23 protein-coding genes are annotated in these 24,931 nt (G+C 71.7%); 8 read left to right on the top strand and 15 right to left on the bottom strand.

Features of this window, described 5'->3' with window-relative positions; genetic code table 11:
* The first annotated feature begins 410 nt into the window (after positions 1 to 410).
* A complete protein-coding gene (locus tag FB455_RS05505; RefSeq protein ID WP_013285077.1) occupies positions 411 to 920 on the top strand; it encodes a DinB family protein in 510 nt (169 codons plus the stop codon).
* Positions 921 to 948: 28 nt separating this feature from the next.
* On the opposite strand, the gene wrbA is transcribed toward FB455_RS05505, so the two are convergent.
* Together wrbA and FB455_RS05515 are read right to left on the bottom strand one after the other, a co-directional pair.
* A complete protein-coding gene (gene wrbA / locus FB455_RS05510; protein ID WP_013285078.1) occupies positions 949 to 1,590 on the bottom strand; it encodes an NAD(P)H:quinone oxidoreductase in 642 nt (213 codons plus the stop codon).
* A gap of 49 nt (positions 1,591 to 1,639) precedes the next feature.
* Entirely contained in the window at positions 1,640 to 4,915 is a 3,276-nt protein-coding gene (locus tag FB455_RS05515) for an AfsR/SARP family transcriptional regulator (protein WP_486481505.1), read from the bottom strand.
* A 224-nt stretch (positions 4,916 to 5,139) separates the two neighbouring features.
* Between FB455_RS05515 and FB455_RS05520 the strand changes: the two genes are divergently transcribed.
* Positions 5,140 to 6,303, top strand: a complete 1,164-nt coding sequence (locus FB455_RS05520; RefSeq protein ID WP_486481506.1) for an MFS transporter — start codon at positions 5,140 to 5,142, stop codon at positions 6,301 to 6,303.
* Positions 6,304 to 6,404: 101 nt separating this feature from the next.
* On the opposite strand, the gene FB455_RS05525 is transcribed toward FB455_RS05520, so the two are convergent.
* A complete protein-coding gene (locus tag FB455_RS05525) occupies positions 6,405 to 7,523 on the bottom strand; it encodes an epoxide hydrolase family protein (protein ID WP_145752539.1) in 1,119 nt (372 codons plus the stop codon).
* A gap of 159 nt (positions 7,524 to 7,682) precedes the next feature.
* Here FB455_RS05525 and ygiD point away from each other — a divergent pair, with 159 nt between their 5' ends.
* Both ygiD and FB455_RS05535 read left to right on the top strand, forming a co-directional pair.
* Positions 7,683 to 8,564 (top strand): 4,5-DOPA-extradiol-dioxygenase, encoded by an 882-nt coding sequence (gene ygiD / locus FB455_RS05530; RefSeq protein ID WP_486481507.1) that lies wholly within the window; start codon positions 7,683 to 7,685, stop codon positions 8,562 to 8,564.
* Positions 8,565 to 8,591: 27 nt separating this feature from the next.
* The gene (locus FB455_RS05535; RefSeq protein ID WP_041784169.1) at positions 8,592 to 9,347 is read left to right on the top strand and encodes an ABC transporter permease; all 756 of its coding nucleotides are present in this window, start codon (positions 8,592 to 8,594) and stop codon (positions 9,345 to 9,347) included.
* A gap of 108 nt (positions 9,348 to 9,455) precedes the next feature.
* Here FB455_RS05535 and FB455_RS05540 read toward each other — a convergent pair whose 3' ends face one another.
* On the bottom strand, positions 9,456 to 10,199 hold the full coding sequence (locus tag FB455_RS05540) for an alpha/beta fold hydrolase (RefSeq protein WP_013285084.1): 744 nt from the start codon (positions 10,197 to 10,199) through the stop codon (positions 9,456 to 9,458).
* A gap of 58 nt (positions 10,200 to 10,257) precedes the next feature.
* Here FB455_RS05540 and FB455_RS05545 point away from each other — a divergent pair, with 58 nt between their 5' ends.
* Positions 10,258 to 11,214 (top strand): helix-turn-helix transcriptional regulator, encoded by a 957-nt coding sequence (locus tag FB455_RS05545; RefSeq protein ID WP_145752541.1) that lies wholly within the window; start codon positions 10,258 to 10,260, stop codon positions 11,212 to 11,214.
* Between the two features lie 58 nt (positions 11,215 to 11,272).
* On the opposite strand, the gene FB455_RS05550 is transcribed toward FB455_RS05545, so the two are convergent.
* Both FB455_RS05550 and FB455_RS05555 read right to left on the bottom strand, forming a co-directional pair.
* Positions 11,273 to 11,839 (bottom strand): hypothetical protein, encoded by a 567-nt coding sequence (locus tag FB455_RS05550; RefSeq protein WP_041798930.1) that lies wholly within the window; start codon positions 11,837 to 11,839, stop codon positions 11,273 to 11,275.
* A 267-nt stretch (positions 11,840 to 12,106) separates the two neighbouring features.
* Positions 12,107 to 12,508 (bottom strand): nuclear transport factor 2 family protein, encoded by a 402-nt coding sequence (locus FB455_RS05555; protein ID WP_041798932.1) that lies wholly within the window; start codon positions 12,506 to 12,508, stop codon positions 12,107 to 12,109.
* An 80-nt stretch (positions 12,509 to 12,588) separates the two neighbouring features.
* On the opposite strand from FB455_RS05555, the gene FB455_RS05560 reads away from it, so the two are divergent.
* The gene (locus FB455_RS05560) at positions 12,589 to 13,356 is read left to right on the top strand and encodes a helix-turn-helix domain-containing protein (protein WP_013285088.1); all 768 of its coding nucleotides are present in this window, start codon (positions 12,589 to 12,591) and stop codon (positions 13,354 to 13,356) included.
* Between the two features lie 166 nt (positions 13,357 to 13,522).
* A complete protein-coding gene (locus FB455_RS05565; protein WP_013474602.1) occupies positions 13,523 to 14,479 on the top strand; it encodes a LysR family transcriptional regulator in 957 nt (318 codons plus the stop codon).
* Here the strand turns inward: FB455_RS05565 and FB455_RS05570 are convergent.
* Genes FB455_RS05570 through FB455_RS05605 form a run of 8 tightly spaced genes read right to left on the bottom strand, consistent with a single transcriptional unit; the run spans position 14,404 to position 22,567 of the window.
* The gene (locus FB455_RS05570) at positions 14,404 to 15,639 is read right to left on the bottom strand and encodes a vWA domain-containing protein (RefSeq protein ID WP_013285090.1); all 1,236 of its coding nucleotides are present in this window, start codon (positions 15,637 to 15,639) and stop codon (positions 14,404 to 14,406) included. The genes FB455_RS05565 and FB455_RS05570 overlap by 76 nt on opposite strands.
* Positions 15,636 to 16,445, bottom strand: a complete 810-nt coding sequence (locus FB455_RS05575; protein WP_145752543.1) for an SRPBCC family protein — start codon at positions 16,443 to 16,445, stop codon at positions 15,636 to 15,638. The genes FB455_RS05570 and FB455_RS05575 overlap by 4 nt, the downstream gene beginning before the upstream one ends.
* The gene (locus tag FB455_RS05580) at positions 16,442 to 17,311 is read right to left on the bottom strand and encodes an AAA family ATPase (RefSeq protein ID WP_030270922.1); all 870 of its coding nucleotides are present in this window, start codon (positions 17,309 to 17,311) and stop codon (positions 16,442 to 16,444) included. The genes FB455_RS05575 and FB455_RS05580 overlap by 4 nt, the downstream gene beginning before the upstream one ends.
* Positions 17,308 to 17,880: a nucleotidyltransferase family protein gene (locus FB455_RS05585; protein ID WP_232236666.1), complete on the bottom strand. Its 573-nt coding sequence runs from the start codon at positions 17,878 to 17,880 to the stop codon at positions 17,308 to 17,310. The genes FB455_RS05580 and FB455_RS05585 overlap by 4 nt, the downstream gene beginning before the upstream one ends.
* A gap of 8 nt (positions 17,881 to 17,888) precedes the next feature.
* Positions 17,889 to 18,755, bottom strand: a complete 867-nt coding sequence (locus FB455_RS05590; protein WP_030270919.1) for an XdhC family protein — start codon at positions 18,753 to 18,755, stop codon at positions 17,889 to 17,891.
* Positions 18,756 to 18,765: 10 nt separating this feature from the next.
* The gene (locus FB455_RS05595; RefSeq protein WP_114919845.1) at positions 18,766 to 21,156 is read right to left on the bottom strand and encodes an aerobic carbon-monoxide dehydrogenase large subunit; all 2,391 of its coding nucleotides are present in this window, start codon (positions 21,154 to 21,156) and stop codon (positions 18,766 to 18,768) included.
* Positions 21,153 to 21,692, bottom strand: coding sequence for a (2Fe-2S)-binding protein (locus FB455_RS05600; RefSeq protein ID WP_145752545.1), 540 nt, complete (start codon positions 21,690 to 21,692; stop codon positions 21,153 to 21,155). The genes FB455_RS05595 and FB455_RS05600 overlap by 4 nt, the downstream gene beginning before the upstream one ends.
* 2 nt (positions 21,693 to 21,694) lie before the next feature.
* Entirely contained in the window at positions 21,695 to 22,567 is an 873-nt protein-coding gene (locus FB455_RS05605; protein WP_013285097.1) for an FAD binding domain-containing protein, read from the bottom strand.
* A 116-nt stretch (positions 22,568 to 22,683) separates the two neighbouring features.
* On the opposite strand from FB455_RS05605, the gene FB455_RS05610 reads away from it, so the two are divergent.
* Positions 22,684 to 23,757 carry an XdhC family protein gene (locus FB455_RS05610; RefSeq protein ID WP_030270914.1) on the top strand — a complete coding sequence of 358 codons (1,074 nt, stop codon included), beginning with the start codon at positions 22,684 to 22,686 and terminating at the stop codon, positions 23,755 to 23,757.
* A gap of 20 nt (positions 23,758 to 23,777) precedes the next feature.
* Here FB455_RS05610 and FB455_RS05615 read toward each other — a convergent pair whose 3' ends face one another.
* Positions 23,778 to 24,881: an FUSC family protein gene (locus FB455_RS05615; protein ID WP_030270912.1), complete on the bottom strand. Its 1,104-nt coding sequence runs from the start codon at positions 24,879 to 24,881 to the stop codon at positions 23,778 to 23,780.
* Positions 24,882 to 24,931: the final 50 nt, after the last annotated feature.

Raw genomic sequence — 24,931 nt, forward strand, 5'->3', positions numbered from 1 at the left:
AGCCCACTCCTCCAACTTGATCACCCCTCCAGACTTACGGAAGGGGGTCAATCCCAATCCGCCGACAGAGGGTCAGTCTCAAGCCGTCGTCGACAGGCAGTACGAGAGACGCGGTACCGGGACGCGAGTGCAGCTCAACGTAGGCGCGGGTTGCGGCCACGACGTAGCCGCCACACAGAACCTCTACCATGTCGCCTTGGCGCAGGTCGGTCGGACTACAAAGACCCGGACACGATCAGTGGGCGGCCCGTGACGTCGAAGACGTGGGCGATCACCATCTCGAAGCGCGGTTCCGGCACCAGCCGAGTGTAGGAACCGTTGGCGAAGAGGCCGTCTGACGTCCGCCGCAGCCACCCGCGACACTGGCTCGTATGGTGCGCGGCCCACTTGGGCCTGCGGATACTGGTCGGATGACCATCGAGTTTCCCGCACCCACCGTTCCGGCCGCCGGTCGTACGGAGGTGTTCCTGCGCTACCTCGACTACTTCCGGGACACGGTGGTGGCGAAGGTGCTCGCGCTGTCCGAGGACGACGTGCGCCGCAGCGCGCTGCCGTCCGGGTGGACGCCGCTGGAACTGGTCAAGCACCTGCGGTACGTGGAGCTGCGCTGGATCGAGTGGGGATTCCAGGGGCGCGAGGTCGGCGACCCGTGGGGTGACCGGCGAGACGAGCGGTGGTTCGTCGGGCCGGAGGAGACCCGGGCCGACCTGCTGGCCGCGCTGCGCGCGCAGGGCCGGCACACGCGGGCGGTGGTGGAGGGCAGCGACCTCGACGCGATCGGCGCGCCCGGTGAGCGTTGGGACGGCGCCGACCCGGCGTCGCTGGAGCGGGTGCTGTTCCACCTCGTGCAGGAGTACGCCCGCCACCTCGGGCACCTGGACATCGTGGCAGAACTGGCAGGCGGCCCAACCGGCGAGTAGTAGATCGTACTGCTCCCGCCGCCGGGCCTCACCCGAGCCGGCTGTCCGCGCGGGCGGCGGCGACAGCGGCTGCCATCCGGGTCAGGCGTGCGCCCTGGAAGCAGGCCGTCTCGAGGACAGCTTTGACGTACTCGGGATCCCGGCTGGCGCGGCTCTCCACCAGGCTGACGCCGTACGGGTTTCCGCCGGCGGCGTGAGCGGTGTCGTAGTTCAGGTAGCCCGTGGGGAGGATGATCGACCCCCAGTGGTGGAAGGTCTGGTAGAGGCTGAGCAGGGTTGCCTCCTGGCCGCCGTGTTCCTCATAGGTGGCCGTGAAGCCGGTCGCCGGCTTGTCGGCCAGTTCCTCCGCCTGCCACGGGACGGTCGTGGTGTCGAGAAACTGGCGCAGCTGGGAGCAGATGTTCCCGAAACGGGTCGGCGTGCCGAAGGCGTACCCGTTGGCCCACCGAAGGTCGTCCAGGGTGGCGACCGGGATGTCGGCAGTGGCGTCGAGGTGGGCTCGCCACTGCGGCTTGGCATCGATGACGTGCTCCGGTGCCAACTCTGCCACCCGGCGCAGGCGGACCTCCGCGCCGGCGTCGGCGGCTCCGTCGACAAATGCCTGCGCGAGCCGGTGCACAGTGCCGGTGGCGGAGTAGTAGATGACGGCGATCCTGGCATCGGTGTGCATGGTGCCTCCTGGGGTCGGCTCGGTTCTCGGTCAACCGTGCCGATCAGGCTTACCGTTCGCTGACCATCCCCTTACCGACGCCGCTGAACGGCTGTTCGTCGAGGTCGAGCTGCGCGCCGCGGCTCATTTCGGCGGCGAGTTCGTCGCTGCCGAGCGCCTCCCGGAGGCGGACGGTGATGCGCTGGACGTCATGTTGCTCCCCGGGAGGAAGCGGCGCTCCGGCGGCCTCGCGCAGCGTCCGCGCCGCGGCGAGCAGCCGCGCGGCGGTGCGACTGTCACCGCCGAGGCTGATCGCCCCGGCCAGGCCCTCGAGAGCCAGGGCGACCGCCCGTTGATCCCCGGTGGCGCGCGCCGCGTCGAGCGACTCACGGTGGTGGCGCTCGGCGAGGACAGCATCACCGCGGTGCTCCGCGATGAATCCCAACTCGGCCAGCGCGAGCGCGCAGCCCGGCAGGAAGCCGGCGCGGCGGTTCCAGTCGAGGAGGTTTCGCTGCTGGGTCTCGGCGGCGTCGAGGTCGCCCCGCCGTCGCGCGATCATCGCCAGGCCCGTGCCGGCGAAGGCGGCGGCTGAGCGGCTCGACTGTTCCTGCGCCACCTGTAGCGCGCGGTCGTGACTGACGGCGGCCTCGTCGAGGTCGCCCCTCAAGATGGCGAGCCGGCCGATGCATGCCAGCTGCCGGGACACCGACGTCCACAGTCGCAGGTGTTCGGCGATGCGCAGCGCCTCCCGGTAGCGCGTGGCGGCGCGATCGTAGTCGCCGTGGATCTCGGCCAGGGTTCCCAGCAGGCTCGTCGGATGCACCTGTCCCCAGCGGTCGCCCACCTGCTCGAACAGCGACCGGCTGGTCTCGCAGTCACGCTGCGCGGCGGGCAGGTCGCTGCGGAGTACGAGCGCGAGGTCCGCTCGGATGGCACAGGCGGCAGCGATGCCCCACCGGTCCCCGCCGGCGCGGAACGCCGCCAGCGCCGCGTCGACCAGGACGGCGGCCTCGCCCGGATCTCCGGAGCCGAGCATCATGGAGGCGAACAACCACTGCGCGAACGCCTTCTCCGGCCCCTCGGTGTCCTGGTAGCTCTCCAGGATCCGCTGCCGGGGAGCGGTCGGATCGCCGTCCCGGGTGGCGAGAGCGGTCAGCCACATCTCCGCATGTCGCCGTAGGCCGTCCGGTGCGACGTCGTCCTCGCTCCTCGGGACGATGTCCAACGCCGTTCGCAGTGACCGGCTCACCTCTCCGAATCGACCCCGGAGAAGCCGGTACCAGGACAACGAGGTGGCGAGCGCCAAGCCCACGCGGGCCTGACCGTCGGTGGCGGCGACGTCGAGTGCCGCCCGGAGGTTTGCGTTCTCGGCGTCGAGCTCGCGCAGCGCACGACTCTGATCGTGACCACGTAGCCGTCCGGCGGCCTGCTCGGCGAGACGGGCGAAACACGTGACGTAACGGCGACGAGTTTCGGGCAGTTCGGCGGCGCTGCCGAGCTGTTCCAGACCGTAGGCAGCCACTGTCTCCGGTAGGCGAAAACGTCGCGGACTCTCGTCGTGCCGCACCATGACCAGCGATCGGTCGATCAGGCGTGCCAGCACATCGAGGACCTCGTCCGATGCCACCTGCCCGCCACCGCACACCTGCTCGGCGGCGGCCAGGGTGGCGCCGTCGGCGAAGACCGCAAGCCGGCGCAGCACCGCGCGTTCGGGAGGCGACAGCAACTCCCAACTCCAGTCGATCACGGCGCGAAGCCCCTGCTGACGCGGGGGCGCGGTGCGCCGGCCGGATGACAGCAGCCGGAAGCGATCGTCGAGCCGTGCCGCCAGCTCGCCCGGGTCGAGAACGGCCAGGCGGGACGCGGCCAGTTCCAGCGCCAGCGGTACGCCGTCGAGACGCCGGCAGATGACGGCGACCGCGTCCGCGTTCCGCTGATCGACGGTGAACCCCGGCTCGGTGGCGCGGGCGCGGGCTACGAAGATCCGAACCGCCGGAGCCTCGGCGATCTGCCGCGCGCCGGCTCCGGGCTCCGGCAGGCCAAGCGGCGGCACCGGAAAGACGACTTCGCCGGGGATCCCGAGCGGCTCGCGGCTCGCCGCCAGGATGCGCAGGTCGGCCGCGGCGCCGAGGAGTTTCTCGGTCAGTTGAGCGACCGGCGCCACCACGTGTTCGCAGTTGTCGAGCAGCAACAGCATTCGCCGACCCCGCAGCGCGGTGACCAGCCGGTCCATCGGCTCGCGCGGTGGTCGGTCCCCGGGCAGGCCGGGCGGACCGTCGTCCCGGATCTCGAGCGTCGCCGCCACCATGTCGACGATCTCGGTGCAGGTCGCGTGGTCGCCGCTGTACTGCTGGCCGGCCAGCTCGACGAGCCACACTCCAGCGGGGAACGTGTCACCCAGCGCACGGGCGGCCTCGATCGCCAGCCTGCTCTTTCCCACCCCACCGAGACCGGTCAGGGTCACCAGCCGCTCGTTCGTCAGCCGCTCCCGTACCGCCTCGACGGCCGCGTCGCGCCCGATCAGCCCACCGTACGGACCAGGCGACAGAGGCGCCGGCAGGTTGGTTCGGGCCGGAGCCGACGCCGGTGCCGGCGGCTGGAGGGCGGGATCCTGGCGCAGGATCGCCCCGTGCAGCTCGACCAACTCTCTGCCGGGATCGATGCCGAGTTCGTCGCGCGCCTGCCGACGGAACTGCTCGTAGGCGAACAGCGCCTCATGCTGGCGTCCCGAGCCGTACAGCGCGCGCAGGTGCGCGGCCCGTAGTCGCTCACGCCACGGGTGGCGTGCGACCAGGTCGGTCAGTTCCCCGGCGAGCAGGTGGTGCTCACCGAGAGCGAGCCGGGCCTCGGCCAGCTCCTCCAGCGCGGTCAGGCGCTGGTCGTTGAGCCGCTCGACCGCCTGGCGGACGAATCGCTCGTCGCTGAAGTCGGCGTACGGGGAACCGCGCCACAGCGACAGGGCCTCCGTCAGCGTCGCCGCCCGCACAGCCGGCTCCCGCTGCGCGCTCGAGCGTAGCAACAGAGCGGCGAAGCGACCGGCGTCGACCGATTCCGACGGCGTCCGCAGCCGGTAGCCGGCTTCACCGGACTCGACCAGCGCACGGCCACCCACCTCGCCCGCCCCCAGTGCGCGGCGCAACTGCGACACCTTGGTCTGGAGCGCCCCGAGCGCGTTGCCGGGCGCCTCGTCACCCCAGAGATCTTCGATCAGCCGGTCGGCGGTCACCGGGCGTCCCTCATGAACCAGCAGGTCAGCCAGCAGACCACGCACTTTGAGGCCGGGCACGGCGACAGGTGTGCCGTCCGACGTCCACACCGCGACGTTGCCCAGCACTCCGAACCTCATCGCTTCACACTAGCCAGCCGGCTGTCCCGCCCCGCGAACGTCCGCCGACCGCGGGTCTGCTCACCAGAAGCGGTGCGGGGTCACCGACGCGTACGTCAGCCGGTCATCAGTCGATGGTAAGGAGCCCCGGGCAGGCTGAACCGAGCCGACACCGGAGGAACGACATGGATCAGCTACAGCGGCGCCGAGCCGCTCACCGTCCCAGGCAGCTCGCACCAGGGCGGGTGGCCACACCCTGGCTCGCCCTGCTGGCCGGTCCGCTGTCGTTCGGGATTGCCGCACCGGCACTGCTGCTCGACGACCTGGCGCGCGCAACGGGTAGCGGGGAACAGGCCGCGGCCGCCGGCGTAACCGCCTTCGGCTGGGGGATCGCGTTGGGGACGCCGCTGCTGGCGGCGCTGCTCGCCCGTCGCGGCGTAGGAGCGGTCCTGACCGTCGCGTCCGCGCTGGTGGCCGCGGGGACGCTCCTCCTCGTGCTGATCCCGAGCGTGCCGGCGATGGTGGCCGGTGCGGCGGTGCAGGGATTGGGGTCTGCCGGACTCACCGTGACGGCGATGAAACTGGCCGACTCGGCCCGGCAGATGGGCGTGGTCGCCGCGTCGCTGGCGGTCGTCGGGGCCACCGGTCCGCTGACCGGGGCACTGATCGCCGACCTCTCGTCGTGGCAGGTGGCGCTGGCGTTGCCGCTGCTGGCGGTGCTCGCCGTGCCCGCGGCTCGCCGCGGCACCACCGCAGCGGACGCGGTGCCGGCGCCATTCGATTTCTTCGGGATGACCATCCTGGCGATGCTGGTCACCGCAGCCGTCCTCATTCCGCACCGGCCGCTGGTGGCCGGCCCGGCCACCGTTGTACTGCTGCCTCTGCTGGTGTTCTGGACCAAGGTCCGTCCGGACGGCTTCCTGCCTGCTGCGGTGGCGCGGAACGGCCGGTTCCTCGCGGCGGGCGCGCTGGCCTTCGCGCTGGGAGTGGGGAACTTCGCCCTGCTCTACGCCGCGCCGGACCTGCTGCGACAGCACGCGGGATGGGCAGGCACCATGAGCGGGATCGTGCTGCTGGCGCCCTACCTGATCGGCGGCGTCTGCTCCGGGTTCCTGGTCGCGGCTTCAGTGCGAGTTTCACGCCGCGTCGCGGCCGCCACGTTGCTCGTCACCGGCGCCGCCGCGCCGCTGCTGGCGGCGGTCACCACTGCCGTACCGCTGCTGCTTGCGGCGATGACGCTCGGCTCCTTGGCCGCCGCGACCGGCCAAGGCGTACTCGCCCTGCACGCGGCCGGCGTCGTGTCCGCCTCCCACCGGGCCGAAGCCCTGGGTCTGTTCAACCTCGCCTACCTGCTCAGCGTCGCGATCGGACCAGTGGTTGCCGTGACGCTCTCGCACCCAACCGCTTGAGGGCCCCGACGCGCAGTTCAACGTCGGCCGCCTCGGCGTCGTGGCCTGCGTGGCGCAGCGTTCGAGAGGATCTGGACCACTCGTCCCATGGTTGAAACGATCTAGACGACGTCGCCGGTTGGGCTTCTGGAGCACTGCAGTGCGCTGAAGAAGGCGCGCAGGTCGGCAGCGAGCAGATCGGGCTCTTCCTGGGCGAGGAAGTGGCCGCCGACGCTGGGCTCGCGCCAGTGGGTGAGGTTGGCGTAGGTGCGTTCGGCGAACGACCGGGGCAGGCCGGCGTCCTCCACGCTGACAGTGATGCCAGCGGGCACGGCGATCATTGGCAGGTGTGGGGCCAGGTGGTCGTCACGGTAGGGCCGGAAGGACGTGCCGATGCAGTTGGTGACCCAGTACAGCATCACGGTGGTCAGCAGCTCGTCGAAGCCGAAGCGGCGGGAGATGTCGCCGCCACAGTCGCTCCAGCGCTGGTACTTCTCGATGATCCATGCGGCCAGTCCGGACGGCGAGTCGCTCAGCGCGGCCGCAAGGGTGTCGGGCCGTGTCTCCTGGATGATTCCGTAGCCCCAGTCATCTTGGGCCTTCGCGTCGAGCATGGCGATGAACGCCTCCTCGGCCGGGCTGAGGTCGCCCCTGCGGTCCGCCGGCGGGAACTTGATGTGCTGCGAGAAGACCCCGATGACCCGATCTGCGTGGCGGGCGCCGAGCCACGTCGACACGCCGGACCCGACATCGCCACCGTAGGCGCCGAAGCGGTCGTAGCCCAGACGGGTCATCAGCTCGGCCCACACGTCCGCGACGGCCGCCTCGGTCGTCGGGCCCTCGGCTAGTGGTCCGGAGAAGACGAAGCCCGGCAGGCTCGGTATGACGAGGTCGAAGTCTGCGAGCCGGGACACCAGAGGCAGCATCTCCGTGTACGTGCTGGGCCAGCCGTGGGTCAGGATCAGCGCCGTGGCGTCGGGCGATGCCGAGCGGACATGAACGAAGTGGATCGGCGTGCCTCTGATCGTGGTGACGAACTGGGGGTACCGGTTGAGGGCACGCTCGACCGCACGCCAGTCGAATCCGTCGAGCCAGTACCGCACCAGATCTGCCAGGTACCCAGGGTCGGTGCCGGCGGCCCACGGCTCTCCCGGGGCGGCCGGCGCGAGCCTCGTCCGCGAGAGCCGAGCCCGCAGGTCGTCCAGGACGGCTTCGGGCACATCGATGTGGAAGGGCGTCACCCGATCATGGTCCCATCGCCAGGAGTCACTCGGCAGCCGCCCGAACGGGCAGGCTGCCGCACGGCGATCGGCAGCCACGATCCGGGAGACTCGATCACCGATCCGCCGGGGAGCGTGATTCAGGCCGGAACCGCTGCGAGGCGGCACTATCGTGTCCACGTGTCTTCAGACGTACATCCGGCCCTGGATGTGTTGATGCCCGCGGCGTTCCTGGGCCACGGCAACCCCATGAACGCCCTCGAGGTCAACCGGTACACCTCCGCGTGGAGAGCCTTCGGCGCAGCGGTGCCGCGTCCCCGCGCGATCCTGGTGGTCAGTGCCCACTGGTACATCAACGCCACGGCCGTCACCGCGATGCCCCGGCCGAGGACCATCCACGACTTCTACGGGTTCCCTCAGGAGCTGTTCGAGGTGCAGTACCCGGCACCGGGGCTGCCCGAACTGGCTGAGGAGGTCAGTGACGTCGTCCATCCGACCTGGGTCGGGGCGGACGTCGACAGCTGGGGCATCGACCACGGCACCTGGTCGGTGCTGATGCACGCCTTTCCGGACGCGACGATTCCCGTCGTCCAGCTCAGCATCAACGCCGACAAGCCGATGGACTACCACCTTCAACTCGGCGCCCGGCTCGCTCCACTGCGCCGACGTGGAGTGCTGATCGTGGCGAGCGGCAACATCGTGCACAACCTGCGCGGCATGGACTGGGCGCTGGCCGACGACGGCTTCGACTGGGCGCGACGCTTCGACGAGGACGCCAAGGCCCGGATGCTGACCGACCCGGGCGAGTACGCGACCCTCGACGCGCACGGGGACTTCCGCCGTGCGGTACCGACACCGGATCACTTCATCCCCGCGTTGTATCTCGCCGGTCTGGCCGCCGCCACGGACACCCCCGACACCGAGGTCCTCGTCGACGGCTACGCCTACGGCTCGCTGTCCATGACGGCCTACACCCTGGGCATGTCCTGTCCACCGGCTGCCGGCCGGGGCGGATCCCCGCAGCCACCGCCCGGGCTGCCGCCGGACGGCTCCAACATCTGAGCAAGCGTCGGCTGGTCGAATGTTCCCATGGATCAAGGTGCGGTCGCGGTGGGTCCGGCGCTCGCCGCCGTACTCGTCGTTCTCGTGCTCGTCGCCGTGGCAACGGTGCGGGCCGGCCGGCTCGGCCACGCCCGTGGCATCGCCACGGCGGCGCTGCGCGCGGTGGTGCAGTTGTGCGCCGTGGCGCTGCTCATCACTGCCGTCCTGCGGTCGTGGTGGGCCAGCGCCGGGTTCATCACGCTGATGATCCTGGTCGCGGCGGCGACCTCCGCGCGCCGGGTCAGCTCGCTTCGCCTCGGCTGGCCGGTGCTGGCGCCGATCGCGGCCGGCGCGCTCCCGGCCTCCGCCCTCGTCGTGGCCTCCGGCGCGGTGCCGCTGACCGAGGTCGCGGTCGTTCCGATCGCCGGAATCCTCATCGGCGGGGCGATGACGGCCACCTCCCTGGCGGGCCGCCGCGCGTTGGACGAGCTTCGCGACCGCCACGGCGAGTACGAGGCGGCACTGGCGCTGGGCCTCGTGCCGCGGGATGCGGCGCTGGAGATCTGCCGGCCCAGCGCGGGGCAGGCGCTGGTGCCCGCGCTGGACCAGACACGCACCGTCGGCCTGGTCACACTCCCCGGTGCCTTCGTCGGCGTGCTGCTCGGCGGCGGCACACCCGTCCAGGCCGGGGCAGCCCAGCTACTGGTCCTGGTCGCGCTCCTGGCCGTCGAGGCGATCGCCGTCGCGGTGACCGTCGAGCTGGTCGCCAACGGACTGCTTCGCCGACCGGGTCCTGCCGTCTAGGTTCCGCTTCGACGTCTGACCGCCTGGCCGGGAGAGAACCCGAAAACGGGATGGTTCCCCCGTGCCGGTGCCCGGGTGACCTGGGTACGGTCGCCCGGGCACCGCGGGCTATGCCGTCGGCCTTGCTTCGTGCAGGATCCGGGCCAGCTCGGCCGGCCGGCTGAGCATCGGCCAGTGCCATGTCGGCAGTTCCTCGTACCGCCACGAATCGCCGGCCATGTGCCGGCACAGCGGCATGGTGGCGGCCATCTCGCGTGCCTGCTCGGCGGTGAAGCTCGACAGCACGCCGAGGCGGGGCAGCTTCTCCCACGCCCCGGTGAGCCGCACCGGGGTGGTGGCAGTCGCCCACGGCTGGGCCACCGACCGCTCAGCGAGCAACGCGACGACCGATTCATCCACGTCTGCTGCTCCCGCCGCCAGCTCGGCCCACGGCGGGGGCGGCAGCCGCCAGCCGTCGCCGTGTTCGGCGACCACCGCCGCGTTGCGTTCACGCTCCGGGGGCGGGCTGAAGTCGTCGTTCGCCGCCCCGTCGGGCAGCGGGCCGGTGTCGACGAAGACCAGTTGGGCGATGCGGTCGGTCATGCGGTCGGCAACGGCTGTCGTCACGACCGCGCCGGCGTAGCTGTGCCCGACGAGCACTACGTCGTGCAGGTCCTCGTAGCGCAGCAGGTTGACCACGTCGGTGACGTGGACGTCGAGGTCGGTGTCCGGGCGGGCCAGGTGGGCGCGTTCGCCCAGGCCGGTCAGGCTCAGCGGGTGCACCTCGTGGCCGTGCCTGCGCAGGGCGGCGGTGACGGGGCGCCAGGCCCATGCGCCGAGCCAGAACCCGGGAACCAGTACGAAGGTCGTCATGCATGACACGCTACGATCGATACCGGACAGGTTCCGCCCGGATTAGGAGTGGGGATTTGTGACCCGGCCGACCGCGCGCGTACTGGCGTTGCTGGAGATCCTCCAGGCCGGCGGCGGCTTCACCGTCGCCGACCTGGCCGGTCGGCTGGGCGTCGACGAGCGCACGGTCCGCCGATACGCCGCGCACCTCGCCGACCTGGGCATCCCGGTCGAGGCCCGGCGCGGTCGCTACGGCGGATACCGGCTCGCGCCCGGATACAAGCTGCCGCCACTCATGCTCACCGACGAGGAGGCGGTCGCCGTCATGCTCGGGCTCGTGGCCGCCGGCCGGGCCGGGCTGGTCACCGCCGAAGGCGCGGCCGCCGAGAGCGCGACCGCGAAGATCCGCCGGGTGCTGCCGGCCGTTCTCGCCCGGCGGATCGATTCGCTGCTGGAGACAGTGGACTTCACCGCACGGGTCCGGAAGCCCGCCCCGGCCGGCATCGAGGTGCTGCTGGTGCTCGCCGACGCGGCCCGACATCAGCAACCGGTGAACATCACCTACACCACCTGGCGCGGCGAGTCCGGCGAGCGCCGGCTCGACCCGTACGGGCTGGTCTTCCACGCCGGCCGGTGGTACGTCACCGGCCACGACCACAACCGCCGGGCCGTACGGACGTTCCGGCTCGACCGCGTCGGGACGGCCCGCCCCGCCCCGGGCAGGTTCGACATCCCAGCCGGCTTCGATCCCACCATGCAGGTCCTCGCCGGTCTGGCAGCAGTGCCGTACGCGCACGACATCTCCGTGGTGCTGCACACCAGCCTGGAGCTGGCGCAGCGACGGATCCCGCCCTCGGTCGGCACGCTCACCGAGGTTCCCGGCGGAGTACGCCTCACCGCCCGAGCCGAACGGCTCGACGGTGCGGCACAGATGCTCGCCGGGCTCGGCTGGTCGTTCACGATCGACCGACCGGACGAACTCAAGGACGAGGTACGCGCCCTGGCCGCCCGACTGCTCACCGACGCCGACGCTTGAGGCTCGGTAGTGGTAGTCAGAGCCGCCTCGGCCCAAGTGCGGTTGGCGCGCGGCTGGGTCAGGCCGGCGGATCGTCTCGGAAGAGAGCTTCCCTCAAGCCTCGGCCTCCCCAGCGGGTGGCGACGAGTTCGGGTCGAGGACGGGTCGGCTCGGGCACCCCTCGGTGCGGTCTGGTGTCGGGCGCAGGACGGTCCCAATCGGCGATCAGCGCGAAAGGATCGGTCACGCGGTCCGGTTCATCCTCACACCGCTCCCGGACAACCATCGCTGGATGGAAGCGCAGTTCCTGCGCCATCCCGCAGTCGTCGGCCCGCGAGGCGACCACGGCCCCGCAGCCTCGACAGGCGACGCAGGGGATCCATCCCACCATCGACCAGCAGCCCGTGCGGACACGGTCATGGACGAAGCGTGTCCCGCGTACGTCACCGGGTGAGAGGACGAAGGTGCCGGTGAGCTGATCACGGCCGTAGGCGGCCTCGTCGATCGCGTAGGCGCCCGGGTCGAGGAGCGGCGGGTTCACGTGGTGGCAGTCCAGGACCGACCAGTGCGGCGGCGCCGGCAGTTCCACCAACCGGACCGGGACGCTCAGCTTCTTCCCGCAGCTCGCACACCGAAAGCGCTCCACTGCCGCAGTGTGACATCGCGGCCGAGCGACGGCATCCGGGATGTGCTTTCCTCGGCGGGCTTGACCCAGCTGGTCCTCGATACGCCCGGCGCGTCGCCGATAGGCTCGCGGCATGTGGACCTTCCGCAGTCCCCAGCTGGTTCTCTTCAGCGACGATACCCGCGAGGACCACGGCTTGGACCCGGTCGCCGAAGGCCAGCGCGTCGCGGTCGTCCTCTGGACGGATGACACCACCGCGGCCTACGAGGGCCTGGTCGCAGGCGGAGCTCATGCGCGTGGCAGGTGCTGAGCAGGTTTCCACCACGCGAGGTTGGCGGTCACGTGGGCCACCGGCTCGATGATCTCCCACGCCTCGGCGATCAGCCCGTCGTCGATCCGCCAGATGTCGACGACCGCGATCTCCGGTCCTGCGCCGGGAAGCCAGCGCCGCGAGTACATCACGACGTGATCGCCGTCGGCCAGCACCTGATGGATCTCGACCTGCATGTCGGCAAGCGGTACCAGCGCGGCGCGGACGGCGGCGAGCCATTCCACTTTGGTCGACGTGGTCGTACCCGGCCTGTGGTGGACGAAGTCATCACTCAGGAACGGGGCGAGCGCATCGACGTCACCCGTCTCGATCAGTCCTGCCAGCGCCCGTCGGACGATGCTCTGGTTCTCCGTGGTCATGGATGCAGTGTTTGCGTGACCGCTTCGATTGTCGATGAACTCGGATTTCATGGCGTCCGACTCGACGATGAGTACGCTCCATGATCGTGCACACGGTCGGGGAACTCTTGCGGCAGTGGCGGCAGCATCGGGGACTCAGCCAACTGGATCTCGCGATCGCTGCGGACGTCTCGGCTCGTCACGTCAGTCTGGTCGAGACCGGTAAGTCCAAGCCGAGCTCCGACATGATCCTTCGACTCGCGGATCAGCTCCACGTGCCGCTGCGTGATCGCAACCGGCTGCTGCTCGCCGGGGGTTTCGCACCTCGGTACGCCGAGAGTCCGCTCGACCACAACGCACTGTCAGCCGTCCACGACGCTGTCCGGAGGGTGCTCCGCGCCCACGAGCCCTACCCGGCGGTGGTCTTCGATCGCCGGTGGAACATCGTGACGACCAACCGCGCTGTCGACCCGTTCTTCGCGCAGGTGGCTCCTGACCTGCTGCGACCGCCGGTCAACCTGGTACGGCTGGGACTGGATCCGCGCGGTCTCGCGCGCATGGTCGTCAACCTGGCCGACGTGCGCGCGGTGTTCCGCACCCGGATCTCACGCCAGCTCGCAAATGCTCCCGACCCTGAACTCACCGCACTCTACGAAGAACTGTTGGCGCCCGAGCCGGAGAACACGTCGAGTCAACGGATCGAAGCGGACGTCGTGATACCGATGATCCTTCGCGTCGGCGGACGAGAGCTGCGGCTGTTCTCGACCATCACCACATTCGGCACCCCGATGGACATCACGATCGACGAAATCGCGATCGAGTCCTACTACCCGGCCGACGCGGAGAGTGCCGCCTACTTCGCGACGTAGCGTACTGTCAGCCGCTTCTGAGTCGCGGGCGCTCACCCCGCGTACCGGCCGGATCGCCCCGAGGTGCGCTGTCCCTGGCGGCGGCGCAATCGGCGGGGAATGATCGGGGTACACCGCGGGCTGCCCGCAGCAGTCCACGGCGCCGCAGAAGGGCGGGTCGACGCCGATGACTCCGACGCAGCTACGGGCCTACGTCGCTGTCGTCCGGCTGGGATCCGTCAAGCAGGCCGCCGCGCAGCTGGAGGTCTCCGAGTCGGCGGTCTCGCTGCTCATCGGCCAGCTACGGCGGGAGTTCGGAGACCAGTTGTTCACCCGGACGGCGGCAGGGCTGGCCTTCACCCCCGGCGGGCTGCGGCTCGCCAGCCGGGCGGCCGAGATGCTGGGCCTGCAGGACCGTACGGTCCTGGAGGTCAGTTCGGCGGCACACGGCCGCCGGATGCTGCGGGTCGCCGCGTCCAGCGAGTTCGCCGAGTTCGCCGCGCCGAGACTGATCGAGCTGTTCGCCAGACGCGCCGCCGACCTCGACATCGAGCTGAGCGTCTGCGACCCCGGCTCCTTCGAGTCGCTGCTGCTGACCCGGGCCGCGGACATCGCGATGGGGCCGCTGCCGCCGGTGGCCGAACCGGCGATCTCCTGCCGGCCCATGATGAACTACCGGCTCGTGACCGTCGTCGGCCCGGATCATCCGCTGGCCGGTGTGCCGGCGTCACCGGGGCAGTTGCGCGACCAGACCTGGCTGCTCGGGCCTTCGGCCACCAACACCCTGGGCGCTGTCCCGGCGATGCTGCGCCGGCTCGGCGTACCCGAGGAGCGGCAGCAGATCTTCCAGAGCCACGCGGCGGCGTTGGGTGAGGCCCAGCGCGGCCGGGGGATCGCGCCCGCGCTGTCGTTCACCGTCGCGCCGGACGTCCGCGGCGGCCAGCTCGTGGCGTTGTCCGGGCCGCACGCCACGGCCGAGGCGGTGTGGCATTCGCTGGTACTCGTCACCCCCGGCACTCCGTCCGTGGCAGCCGAGCTGTGCCGCTTCGCGTCGACGCCCCGGGCGATTCAGGCGATGATGCGTGGCGTGGGCGTCGCGGTGAACCATTTCCGGCCCTCGGTGCACGTGACGCTCTGGAGTTGACCGGCGGCGTCCAGCAGGTCCCGGAACGTCGCGGCCGGCAGGAGCCGGTCACAGTAGGGCAGGGCCGCGGCCATGCCCGCCACCAGGGGAGCGAAGCCGGGGGCGCCGGCCCGCGGGTTCAGCCAGACGATCCGGTGGGCGCGGCGGCTCAGCCGTGCCATCACGGCGGCGAGCTCGGCCGGCGGGTCGCTGTCCCAGCCGTCCGAGCCGATCAGCACCACCGCCCCGCGAACCGCGTCGCCGTGCGGGGACGCGAGCAGGCCCCGCAGGTTCGTCGCGATGCGCGTACCCCCGAAACGGTCGGTCACGGCGGCGCCCGCGTGCGCGATCGCCGCGGACGCCGACGTGTGCCGCAGCGCGACGGTGAGCCGGGTGAGCGTCGTGGCGAAGGCGAACACCTCCGCGTCGGTGGTCATCGCGAAGGCCCGCAGCAGGTGCAGGTACGCGTGGGCCTGGGCCCGCATCGACTCGCTGACGTCGCACAGCAGCACGACCCGGCGCGGCCGGCGTAGCGGCCGCTCGCGGACGACCTCGACGGGCTCCCACGCGGTGCGTCGGGCGCGGGCGATCGTCGGACGCAGCGCGACCCGCCGCCCGGCCGGGCCTACGGCGTGCCGCCTGGTGCGCCGGGACGGCCAGCGTGCGACCGCCTCGCGCAGGGCCTCGCCGAGCAGTGCGAGCTGGGCGTCGTCGAGGTCCTCGAACGGCCGGTCGGCGAGTCCGGCGAGGGCGCTGGGCCGTCGCTCGGGCAGCCGCACTCCGGCATCGGAGGGCTCCGCCTCGGCGACGGGCGCCGGCAACGTCGCCCACGGCAGCCCACCGCCGTCGCCGGTGGCGTCGGTGTCGGCGGGCACCGGCAGGTGCACGTCGTCGCGAGCGCCCGGCGGGGCCGCCGACCGGGTGAGCGGCAGCGGCGGCGCGTCGGCGAACACAGCGGCGAAGACGCTGTCGAAGGCGGCGAGGTCGGCGTGCCGCCGCACGAAGCTGATCCGGGCGGCCCAGTAGAGCGCGGTCGTCTCCCCGGGTGTGCACACGCCGAGCGCCCGGACGAAGTCACCGGCCTCGGTGAGCCCGGCGGGTACGCCGGCCCGCCGCAACCGGTCGGCGAACGCCGTCGCGAACGCCGCGCGGTCGACGCCGCGCAGCAGACCGTGCCTCACCGGCGTGCGACCCACCAGGCGATCACCGCACCGACGACGACGATCCCGACGAGCACCGGCACGAGGCGCTTGACGACGGCACCACCGGCAATGCCGAGCAGGTCCAGCGTCTCCGGTTCGGCGCTGCTGCCGGCATCCGGTCGACCGGTGGACGCCGAGGCGGCCACGGGGGTGCCGGCCACGGCGGACCCGGGCGGCGTGGCGGACGAGGGCGAGGCGGTGTCGGGCGCTGCCGCCTCGGCCGCGAGGGTGCGAGCCGCGGAGGCGTCGGGGCCGGTCGCGGCGGCGACTGCGGGTGCGGGCTCGGGTGCGTCAGGCGCGGTGGCCTCGTGCGGGTTGCCGGCCGTGCTGTCGCCGGTCCTCTCGGCCGCCAGCCTCGCCTCGAGGTTGGCGACGAACTGGGCGAGCAGCTTGCCCGACACCTCCTTGATCATGCCGCTGCCGAACTGGGCCAGCCGCCCGGAGATCTTCAGATCGGTGTCCACGCTGACGACGGTGCGCTGATCGTCCGGCCGAAGTTGGGCGGTGACCAGAGCGGACGCGTTGGCCGCCGACCGCCGGTCGCGGCCCTTCGCGTCGATCACCCCCCGATAGCGACTGTCGTCCTTCTCGACGAAACGTGCGGTGCCGGCGAACTCGGAGACGACCGGACCGACCTTGACCTTCACCGTGCCCTGGTGGACGTCGCCGTCGACGCCGGTCAGCCGGGCGCCCGGCAGGCACGGCGCGATGCCCTCCAGGTCGGTGAGGATCGCCCACGCCCGCGCGATCGGAACGTCGACTGTGAACTCGTTGGTGATCTTCATGCCGGCCTCTCCTGGTGTGCGCCGAGCGCGGCGGCGACGGCGGCGCGGTCGTCGGGGGTCTTGGCGATGGTGCCGATGGTCCGGACGACGTCGTCGGCGGAGAGGTCGGCGGCGCCGAGCACTGACAGCGCGGCGACCCAGTCGATGGCCTCGGCCATGCCGGGTGCCTTGTCCAGGCCGAGGGCGCGTACGTCGCCGACGAAGGCGGTCGCCGTGCGGATCAGCCCTTCGGTGGCGCCCGGCACGGCCCGCCGGACGATCTCGGTGGCGCGGTCCATCTGCGGGAAGTCGATCCAGTGGTACAGGCAGCGGCGGCGCAGTGCGTCGTGCAGGTCGCGGCTGCGGTTGGAGGTGAGCACCACGACCGGCGGCGTGGTCGCGGTGAACGTACCCAGCTCGGGGATGGTGATCCCGGACTCGCCGAGGAACTCGAACAGCAGCGCCTCGAACTCGTCGTCGGCCCGGTCGATCTCGTCGATCAGCAGCACCGGCGGGACCGGCCCCGGGTGGCGTACCGCCCGCAGGATCGGCCGTTCCTGGAGGAACTCCGCGGCGAACAGGTCGGCGTCGGTGAGCGAGGCGTGCCGGGCCTCGGCCAGCCGGATGGCGAGCAACTGCCGCTGGTAGTTCCATTCGTACAGCGCCTCGCCGGGGGTCAGGCCCTCGTAGCACTGCAACCGGATCAGTGTCGTGTCCATCGCCCGCGCCAGCGCCTTCGCCGCCGCGGTCTTGCCGACGCCGGGCTCGCCCTCGAGCAGCAGCGGCTTGCCCAGCTCCAGCGCGAGGAAGACGGCCATCGCCATGCCGTCGTCGGCCAGGTAGTCGACGGCGTCGAGCCGGCGCCGCACGGCCTGCGGATCCTTCACCGCGCCTCGCCCGAGAGCAGCCGCCGGTAGTCCGCGCGGGTGTCCACGTCGATCGGCACCGGCCCGTCCACCGGTACCTCCGTGACCGGGTGCCGGCCGGAGTGCAGCAGCTTCCACACCGCCTTGTCACCGTGCAGGACACGCAGCTCCGGCAGGACGTCACGAGCGAACCAGAACGGGTGCCCCAGGCCGTCGGCGTATCGGCACACCGCGAGCGGGGTGGTCGCCGCCGCGACCCGGCGTACGTCGGCGGCCCGTACGCCGGGCTGGTCGCCGAGCAGGAGCACGAGCCCGTCGGCGCGCGGGTCCACCACCTGCGTCGCGGCGCGGACCGACGATCCGCAGCCCGTGCTGAACTCGGCGTTCTCGACGACCTGGACCCCGGCCAGGTCCACCCGCTCGCGGACCAGGTCGGCGGCGCCGCCGAGGGTCACCAGCAACTGGTCGAAGGCACACGAGCGGGCCAGGTCGAGGGTGGCGTCGAGCAGCGTCCGCCCGCGGTACGGCAGCAGTTGTTTGGCCTCGCCGAGGCGCACCGACGCCCCGGCGGCCAGAACCAGGCCGGTCACGAACACGGCTACGCCGCCACGTGCCGGTCGCGGCAGCCGGGGCAGCAGAACCAGTGGTCGGTGCCGTCGATCCGCACGTGCGGGGTGTCCGGCCCGACCAGGACTGTCATCCCGCACACCGGGTCGACTGCCTGCTGGGGGAGCGCCGCGGGTGGTGCGGGGGAGGAGGCGAGGCCGTCCACCCGGAGCGCCCGCACCACCTCGGCCATGATCGACAGCGCGATCTCCTGCGGTGAGCGTGCCCCGATCTCCAGTCCGGCCGGGGTCCGGACCCGGGCGCGCTCCGCGTCGGACAGCGCCAGTTCGTCGAGCACCGCCGCGCCGCGGGTCCGGCTGGCGACCAGCGCGATGTGGCCCACTCCGGCGTCCAGCGCGGCGCGGACGGCGTCCTGTTCGCCCTTGCCGAGGCCGGCCACCACGACCGCCGTCGCGCCCGAGTGGTCACCGGACGTGGCCACCTCGAAGTCGAGGAAGGCAGCCAGGGTGGCCACCGCCGCGCTGATCGGCGTGTCGCCCACCAGACCCAGCACGGGTACGGGCAGCACCGGGCGCAGGAAGATCTCGAGCGCCCCGCCCGAGTGGCACGGGTTGACCACGACCCGTGCCCCCGGCGTATCGGGGAAGGCGGGCGCGCCGTCCGGCAGGACCCGCAGCAGCAGCGCCTTACCGTCCCGGAGGGCGTCCAGGGCGGCCGCCCGCACCGAGCTCTCGGCGCACATCCCGCCGACGAAACCCTCGATGGTGCCGTCCGGCAGGATCACCGCGTCGTCGCCGGGCCGGGCCGACGTCGGATCCTGCGCCCGGACCACCGTGGCGTGCACGAACGGCGCGCGCGAGACGGTCAGATCACGCGTACGGCGGGCGATAGTCGTCATGGCCACCTCCCTAGATCGGCGGGCGGGCGTTGCCGCGCATCGCGTCCCAGACGCGCGACGGCGTCAACGGCATGTCGGCATGCCGTACGCCGAAGGGTTCGAGGGCGTCGACGACCGCGTTGACGATCGCGGGCGGGGAGCCGACGGTGGCCGACTCGCCCACGCCCTTCGCGCCGATCGGGTGGTGCGGGGACGGGGTGACGGTGAAGCCGGTCTCCCAGTCGGGCACCTCGAGCGCGGTGGGGATCAGGTAGTCCATGAGCGACGCGCCGAGGCAGTTGCCGTCCTCGTCGAACGCGATCATCTCCATGAGGGCCATGCCGACTCCGTCGGCCAGCCCGCCGTGCACCTGCCCCTCGATGATCATCGGGTTGATCCGGGTGCCGCAGTCGTCGACGGCGATGAACCGCCGCACCTTGACCTGCGCGGTGCCGGGGTCGATGTCCACCACGCAGATGTACGCCCCGTGCGGATACGTCAGGTTCGACGGGTTGTAGCAGATCTGCGCCTCCAACCCGCCCTCGACGCCCTCGGGCAGGTCGCCGGCGCCGTGCGCCCGCATCGCGATGTCCTGGATGGTCACGCTCCTGCCCGGGTCGCCCTTGACCCGGAAGGAACCCTTGTCCCACTCCAGGTCGGCGACCGAGACCTCCAGCATGCCGGAGGCGATGATCCGGGCCTTGTCGCGGACCTTGCGGGCGACCAGGGCCGCCGCGGCACCGGAGACGGGTGTGGACCGGCTGCCGTACGTGCCGAGACCGAACGGCGTGTTGTCGGTGTCGCCGTGCACCACGTCGATGTCGTCCGGCGGGATGCCGATCTCCTCGGCGACGATCTGCGCGAACGTCGTCTCGTGTCCCTGGCCCTGGGACTGCACGCTGAGCCGGACCACTGCCTTGCCGGTCGGGTGTACGCGCAGCTCACAGCCGTCGGCCATGCCCAGGCCGAGGATGTCCATGTTCTTGCGCGGGCCGGCGCCGACGGCCTCGGTGAAGAACGCGACGCCGATGCCCATCAACTCGCCCCGGGCCCGCTTCTCCTGCTGCTCGCGCCGCAGGTCGGCGTAGCCGGCCATCTCCATCGCCAGCCGCATGGTCGGCTCGTAGTCGCCGGAGTCGTACACCCAGCCGGTCTTCGTCGTGTACGGGAACTGCTCCGGGCGGATGAAGTTCTTCAGCCGCAACTCGGCCGGGTCCATGCCCAGTTCGTCGGCGAGGCAGTCGACGATCCGCTCGACGAGGTAGACGGCCTCGGTGATGCGGAACGAACAGGCGTACGCCACACCGCCCGGCGCCTTGTTCGTGAAGACCGCCGTCATCTTGCAGTACGCGGCCTCGATGTCGTAGCTGCCGGTGAAGACCCCGAAGAAGCCGGCCGGGTACTTCACCGGCGCGGCGGTGCCGTTGAAGGCGCCGTGGTCGGCGAGGACGTTGGTGCGGATGGCCAGGATCCGGCCGTCACGGGTCGCCGCGATCTCACCACGCATGATGTAGTCGCGGGCGAAGCCGGTGCTGATCAGGTTTTCGAAGCGGTCCTCCATCCACTTCACCGGCTTCCCGGTGACGATCGACGCGACGATCGCGCAGACGTATCCCGGATAGATCGGCACCTTGTTGCCGAAGCCACCGCCGATGTCCGGCGAGATCACCTGGATCTTGTGCTCGGGGATGCCCGCCACCAGGGCGTAGAGGGTGCGATGCGCGTGCGGCGCCTGCGTGGTGGACCAGAGGCGCAGCTTGCCGTCGACGGCGTCGAAGTCGGCGAGCGCCCCGCAGGTCTCCATCGGCGCGGGGTGCACCCGCGGATAGACCAGATCCTGGCTCACCACGACGTCCGCCCGGGCGAACACGGCCGCGGTGGCCGCCTCGTCACCGGTCTCCCAGTCGAAGCAGTGATTGTCGGTCTTGCCGTCGAGATCGTCGCGGATCACCGGTGCGCCCGGTTCGAGCGCGCGGCGGGCGTCGACGACCGGATCGAGGACGTCGTACTCGACGTCGATCAGCTCCAGCGCGTCACGCGCCGCGTACTTGTCCTCGGCGACGACGAACGCCACCTCCTGGCCCTGGAAGCGCACCTTGTCGGTGGCGAGCACGGCCTGCACGTCGTTGGAGAGCGTCGGCATCCAGGCCAGACCCTGCTCGGCCAGCATCGCCCCGGTCACGACCGCCTTGACGCCGGGTGAGGCCTCGGCGGCGCTCGTGTCGATGCTCAGGATCCGCGCGTGGGCCACCGGCGAGCGGAGGATGGCCAGGTGCAGCATGCCGGGCAGCCGGACGTCGTCGACGAACCGGCCCCGGCCGCGTACGAACCGCGGATCCTCCTTCCGCAGCATGCGGCCGTAGCCCACCGGCTTCTGGTCGTTGTCGTGGAAGGTGTCCACGCGCTCGTGCACAGTCGTCATACGACGCTCCCGGCGGGCCGGCCGGCGTTGTCGATCTCGCCGGCTTCGCGTGATTCGGTGACCGCGGCGGCCGCGTTCGCCTCGTGCACGGCGGCCCAGCGCACCGAGCGCACGATGGTGGCGTAGCCCGTACAGCGGCAGATCTGACCGGAGATCGCTTCGCGGATCTCCGCCTCGGTCGGGTCCGGATTGCGGTTCAGCAGCGCGCGAGCCGTCATCATCATGCCGGGAGTGCAGAAGCCGCACTGCAGGCCGTGGCACTGGATGAAGCCCTGCTGGACCGGGTCGAGCTCCGCGCCCTTCGCCAGGCCCTCGACGGTACGCACCTGGTGCCCGCCGGCCATCGCGGCCAGCACGGTGCACGACTTCACCGGCTCGCCGTCGAGCCAGACGACGCAGGTGCCGCAGTTGCTGGTGTCGCACCCCGCGTGCGTTCCGGTCAGGCCCAGCACGTCGCGCAGGAAGTGCACAAGCAGCAGGCGGCCCTCGATCTCCCGGGTGACCTCGACGTCGTTGACGGTCATGGTGACCTGCATGCTCAGCTCCTCGCCCGTTCCACGGCCCGGCGCAGGGTCCGTCTGGTCAGCTCGTCGGCCAGGTGCCGCTTGTAGTCCGCGCTGCCCCGCTGGTCGGTGGCCGGATCGCAGCTGCGCGCGGCGATCGCGCCGGCCTGCGCGAAGAGGCCCTCGCCGGGCTCCTGCCCGCGCAGCGCCGCGGAGATCTCCGGGATGCCGGTGGTGTTCGGACCCACAGCGGCCAGCCCGACCCGGGCGTCGGAGATCACGTCGCCGTCGAGCCAGACCGCGGCACCCGCCGAGACCACCGCCCAGTCGCCGGCCCGGCGCTCCACCTTCTCGTAGGCGCTGCCGCAGCCGGGCCGCACCGGCAGCCGGATCTCGACCAGGATCTCCCCGTCGCCGACGGCCGTCTCGTACGGCCCGACGTGGAACTCCTCCATGGACACCACCCGCTCGGCGCCGCCCGGCCCGCGGATCACGCAGCTCGCGTCCAGGGCGGTGCAGACCGCGGACAGGTCCTCCGATGGGTCCGCCTGGCACAGGGAGCCGCCCAGCGTGCCCCGGTTGCGCACCACCGGATCGGCGATCACCCGTTCGGCGTCGGCGAAGATCGGGAAGGCCGCCGTCAGGGTGGCGGACTCGAGCAGTTCCCGATGCCGGGTCAGCGCACCGATGCGTAGCTCGTCCGGGCCCGCCTCGATGTAGCCGAGCTCGTCGTGGAGATCGTTGATGTCGATGAGATAGTCGAAACTGGCCAGCCGCAGCTTCATCATCGGCAGCAGGCTGTGCCCGCCGGCGATCAGCCGGGACGTGCTGCCCAGCCGTTCCATCAGGCTGATGGCATGGTCCACACTGGTTGCTCGTTCGTACTCGAACGGGGCCGGCACCTGCATATCGCACCTCCGGAAGTCGTCAATGTGGTGCCGGTGCCCGCGGAAGTCAACGCCGACCTAAGCAAGTCCTTAGGTCGGCGTTGACGGTGCCGCTGCTGCTCACGGATCGTGCGGCGATGCGAGACATCGTCGACGGCTTGACCGCGTGGCGTGCCGCCGGCGTCCGGTTCGCCGTCGCGACAGTCGTGCGGACCTGGAAGTCGGCGCCCAGACCGCCGGGCGCGGCCATGGCGGTCTGCGCCGACGGTGAGGTCGTCGGCAGCATCTCGGGAGGTTGCGTCGAGGGCGCGGTGTACGAGCTCTGCCAGGAGGCCATACGCACCGGCCAGGCATGCACCGAGACGTACGGTGTCGGCGACGACGACGCCTTCGAGGTGGGCCTGACCTGCGGAGGCACCATCGAGGTCCTGGTCCAGCCGGACGTCGTCCTGACCGAGCCGGACGCGGTGCTCGCCGCGATCCGCGCGGGTGCGCCGGTGGCGACGGCGTCGGCCGGGACGGCCCAGATGGTGGTCTGGCCCGACCGGGTGGCCGGCACCCTCGGCGACGCCGACCTGGACCGCGCGGTGGCGCGGCAGGCCGAGGGCATGCTCGCCCTCGGCACCACCGGAACCGTTCGACTCGGTACGCGCGGGCAGCAGCGGCACGACGAGGTGTCCGTCTTCGTCCAGTCGTACCTGCCGCCACCACGGATGATCGTCTTCGGCGCGATCGACTTCGCCGTCGCGGTGGCCCGGATCGGCCGCTTCCTCGGCTATCACGTCACGGTGTGCGACGCCCGTCCGGTGTTCGCCACCCGCAAGCGCTTCCCCGATGCCGACGACCTCGTCGTCCAGTGGCCGCACACGTACCTGGAGTCGACAGCAGTCGACGAGCGGACGGTGCTCTGCGTCCTCACCCACGACCCGAAGTTCGACGTCCCGCTGCTCGAGGTCGCCCTGCGCACGCCGGCCCGCTACATCGGCGCGATGGGCAGCCGCCGCACCCACGCCGACCGGCTGCGCCGCCTGCGCGAGGCGGGTGTGGACGAGGCCGCCCTCGCCCGGCTCTCCTCACCGATCGGACTCGACCTGGGGGCGCGGACGCCGGAGGAGACCGCCGTGGCGATCGCCGCCGAGTTCGTCGCCCTGGCCGCGGGAGGGTCCGGCCGGCGGCTGACGGACCTCGACACCCCGATCCACCACCGCTGAGCGGACCAGCGGCGGACGTGTCACCCCCGGCTCAGGCCGAGCGCCTCGTCCACCCGGTCCAGCACCGCCACGTCGTCGTGGCCGACACCGCGCAGCAGGTCGATCGCGGTCGCCCGGATCTGCCCGACGATCATGGTGACCGGCAGTGGCGGATCGGTCCGCAGCAGGCCCGCGGCGATCCGGACCGCCTCCAGCGCCGCCGCGTCGGCCCGCTGCGCGTGCCGGTCGGCGTCGGCGCCGGTGAGGTCGTGGGCCATGGCCTCACCAGCCGACCGTACGGCGGAGGTCAGCGCGCCGATCGCGGCGGCCAGCTCCGGCGGCGTGGCGGTGTGCCGGCGGGTCAGGGTCACACCGGCCCGGGCCAGCACCCGGATGTTGCGGGCGGCGTAGTCGAGCTGCCGCAGCGTGGCCTCCACCTCGACGAGCTTGCCCAGGTGCCGTCGGCGCAGTCCCAGCCGCAGCGTCTCACCGGTGGCGAGCACGGCGGCCTGCATCTCGGCGACGCAGTCGTCCACCTGCCGCGCCCGGTCCAGCGCGGCGCGGGCGGCGTCCTCGTCGCAGCCCCGCAGCGCCGCGTTGACCTGGTCGAGCAGGTCGGCCAGGTCGGTGTAGCTGCGCCGGGCCTGGGCCACCAGTGGTGCCAGCGGGTCACGGGCGGCCATCAGCTGGCTGGCGGCGAGCGCCACGGCGCCGCCGATGAGCGCGTCGACGAAGCGGAACGGCATCAGCGTCCCGTTCGGCGCGGAGACCACGACCAGGTACATGGCCGAGACGGTGGCCTGCACGACCAGGGCGCGGCGGGCCCCGATCACCACGAGCGTCGTGGTGGTCAGCAGCAGCACCAGCAGGACCGTCTCGGTGCCCGGGCCCAGCGCGTACACCAGCAGCTCCGCGACGAGCACGGCTGCTGCCACGGCGAACAGGATCTCGACGGTCTGCCGCAGCCGTCGCCCGCGGGACTCGCCGAGCACGACGAGCGCGGCGGTCGGCGCGAAGAACGGGTCCGGGTGCCGGATCACCACCGCCGCCACGATCCACGCGACCACAGCGGCGGCGGTCAGCTCGACCACTGTCATCCCGTCGCCGCGCAACCGCGCGACGGCGTCGCGTACCCAGGTCCGCACCGGTGGTACCCCTCTCGCCGGGCAGGCCGGGACCGGCCGCCGATCGATCT

Source organism: Micromonospora sp. CNZ296 (assembly GCF_007827635.1).

Bases quoted from the DNA above. Each gene is read 5' to 3' on its own strand.
- FB455_RS05505 (WP_013285077.1), top strand. From the start codon at position 411: ATGACCATCGAGTTTCCCGCACCCACCGTTCCGGCCGCCGGTCGTACG.
- wrbA (WP_013285078.1), bottom strand. From the start codon at position 1,590: ATGCACACCGATGCCAGGATCGCCGTCATCTACTACTCCGCCACCGGC.
- FB455_RS05515 (WP_486481505.1), bottom strand. From the start codon at position 4,915: ATGAGGTTCGGAGTGCTGGGCAACGTCGCGGTGTGGACGTCGGACGGC.
- FB455_RS05535 (WP_041784169.1), top strand. From the start codon at position 8,592: ATGGATCAAGGTGCGGTCGCGGTGGGTCCGGCGCTCGCCGCCGTACTC.
- FB455_RS05540 (WP_013285084.1), bottom strand. From the start codon at position 10,199: ATGACGACCTTCGTACTGGTTCCCGGGTTCTGGCTCGGCGCATGGGCC.
- FB455_RS05555 (WP_041798932.1), bottom strand. From the start codon at position 12,508: ATGACCACGGAGAACCAGAGCATCGTCCGACGGGCGCTGGCAGGACTG.
- FB455_RS05560 (WP_013285088.1), top strand. From the start codon at position 12,589: ATGATCGTGCACACGGTCGGGGAACTCTTGCGGCAGTGGCGGCAGCAT.
- FB455_RS05565 (WP_013474602.1), top strand. From the start codon at position 13,523: ATGACTCCGACGCAGCTACGGGCCTACGTCGCTGTCGTCCGGCTGGGA.
- FB455_RS05575 (WP_145752543.1), bottom strand. From the start codon at position 16,445: ATGAAGATCACCAACGAGTTCACAGTCGACGTTCCGATCGCGCGGGCG.
- FB455_RS05590 (WP_030270919.1), bottom strand. From the start codon at position 18,755: ATGACGACTATCGCCCGCCGTACGCGTGATCTGACCGTCTCGCGCGCG.
- FB455_RS05595 (WP_114919845.1), bottom strand. From the start codon at position 21,156: ATGACGACTGTGCACGAGCGCGTGGACACCTTCCACGACAACGACCAG.
- FB455_RS05600 (WP_145752545.1), bottom strand. From the start codon at position 21,692: ATGCAGGTCACCATGACCGTCAACGACGTCGAGGTCACCCGGGAGATC.
- FB455_RS05605 (WP_013285097.1), bottom strand. From the start codon at position 22,567: ATGCAGGTGCCGGCCCCGTTCGAGTACGAACGAGCAACCAGTGTGGAC.
- FB455_RS05610 (WP_030270914.1), top strand. From the start codon at position 22,684: ATGCGAGACATCGTCGACGGCTTGACCGCGTGGCGTGCCGCCGGCGTC.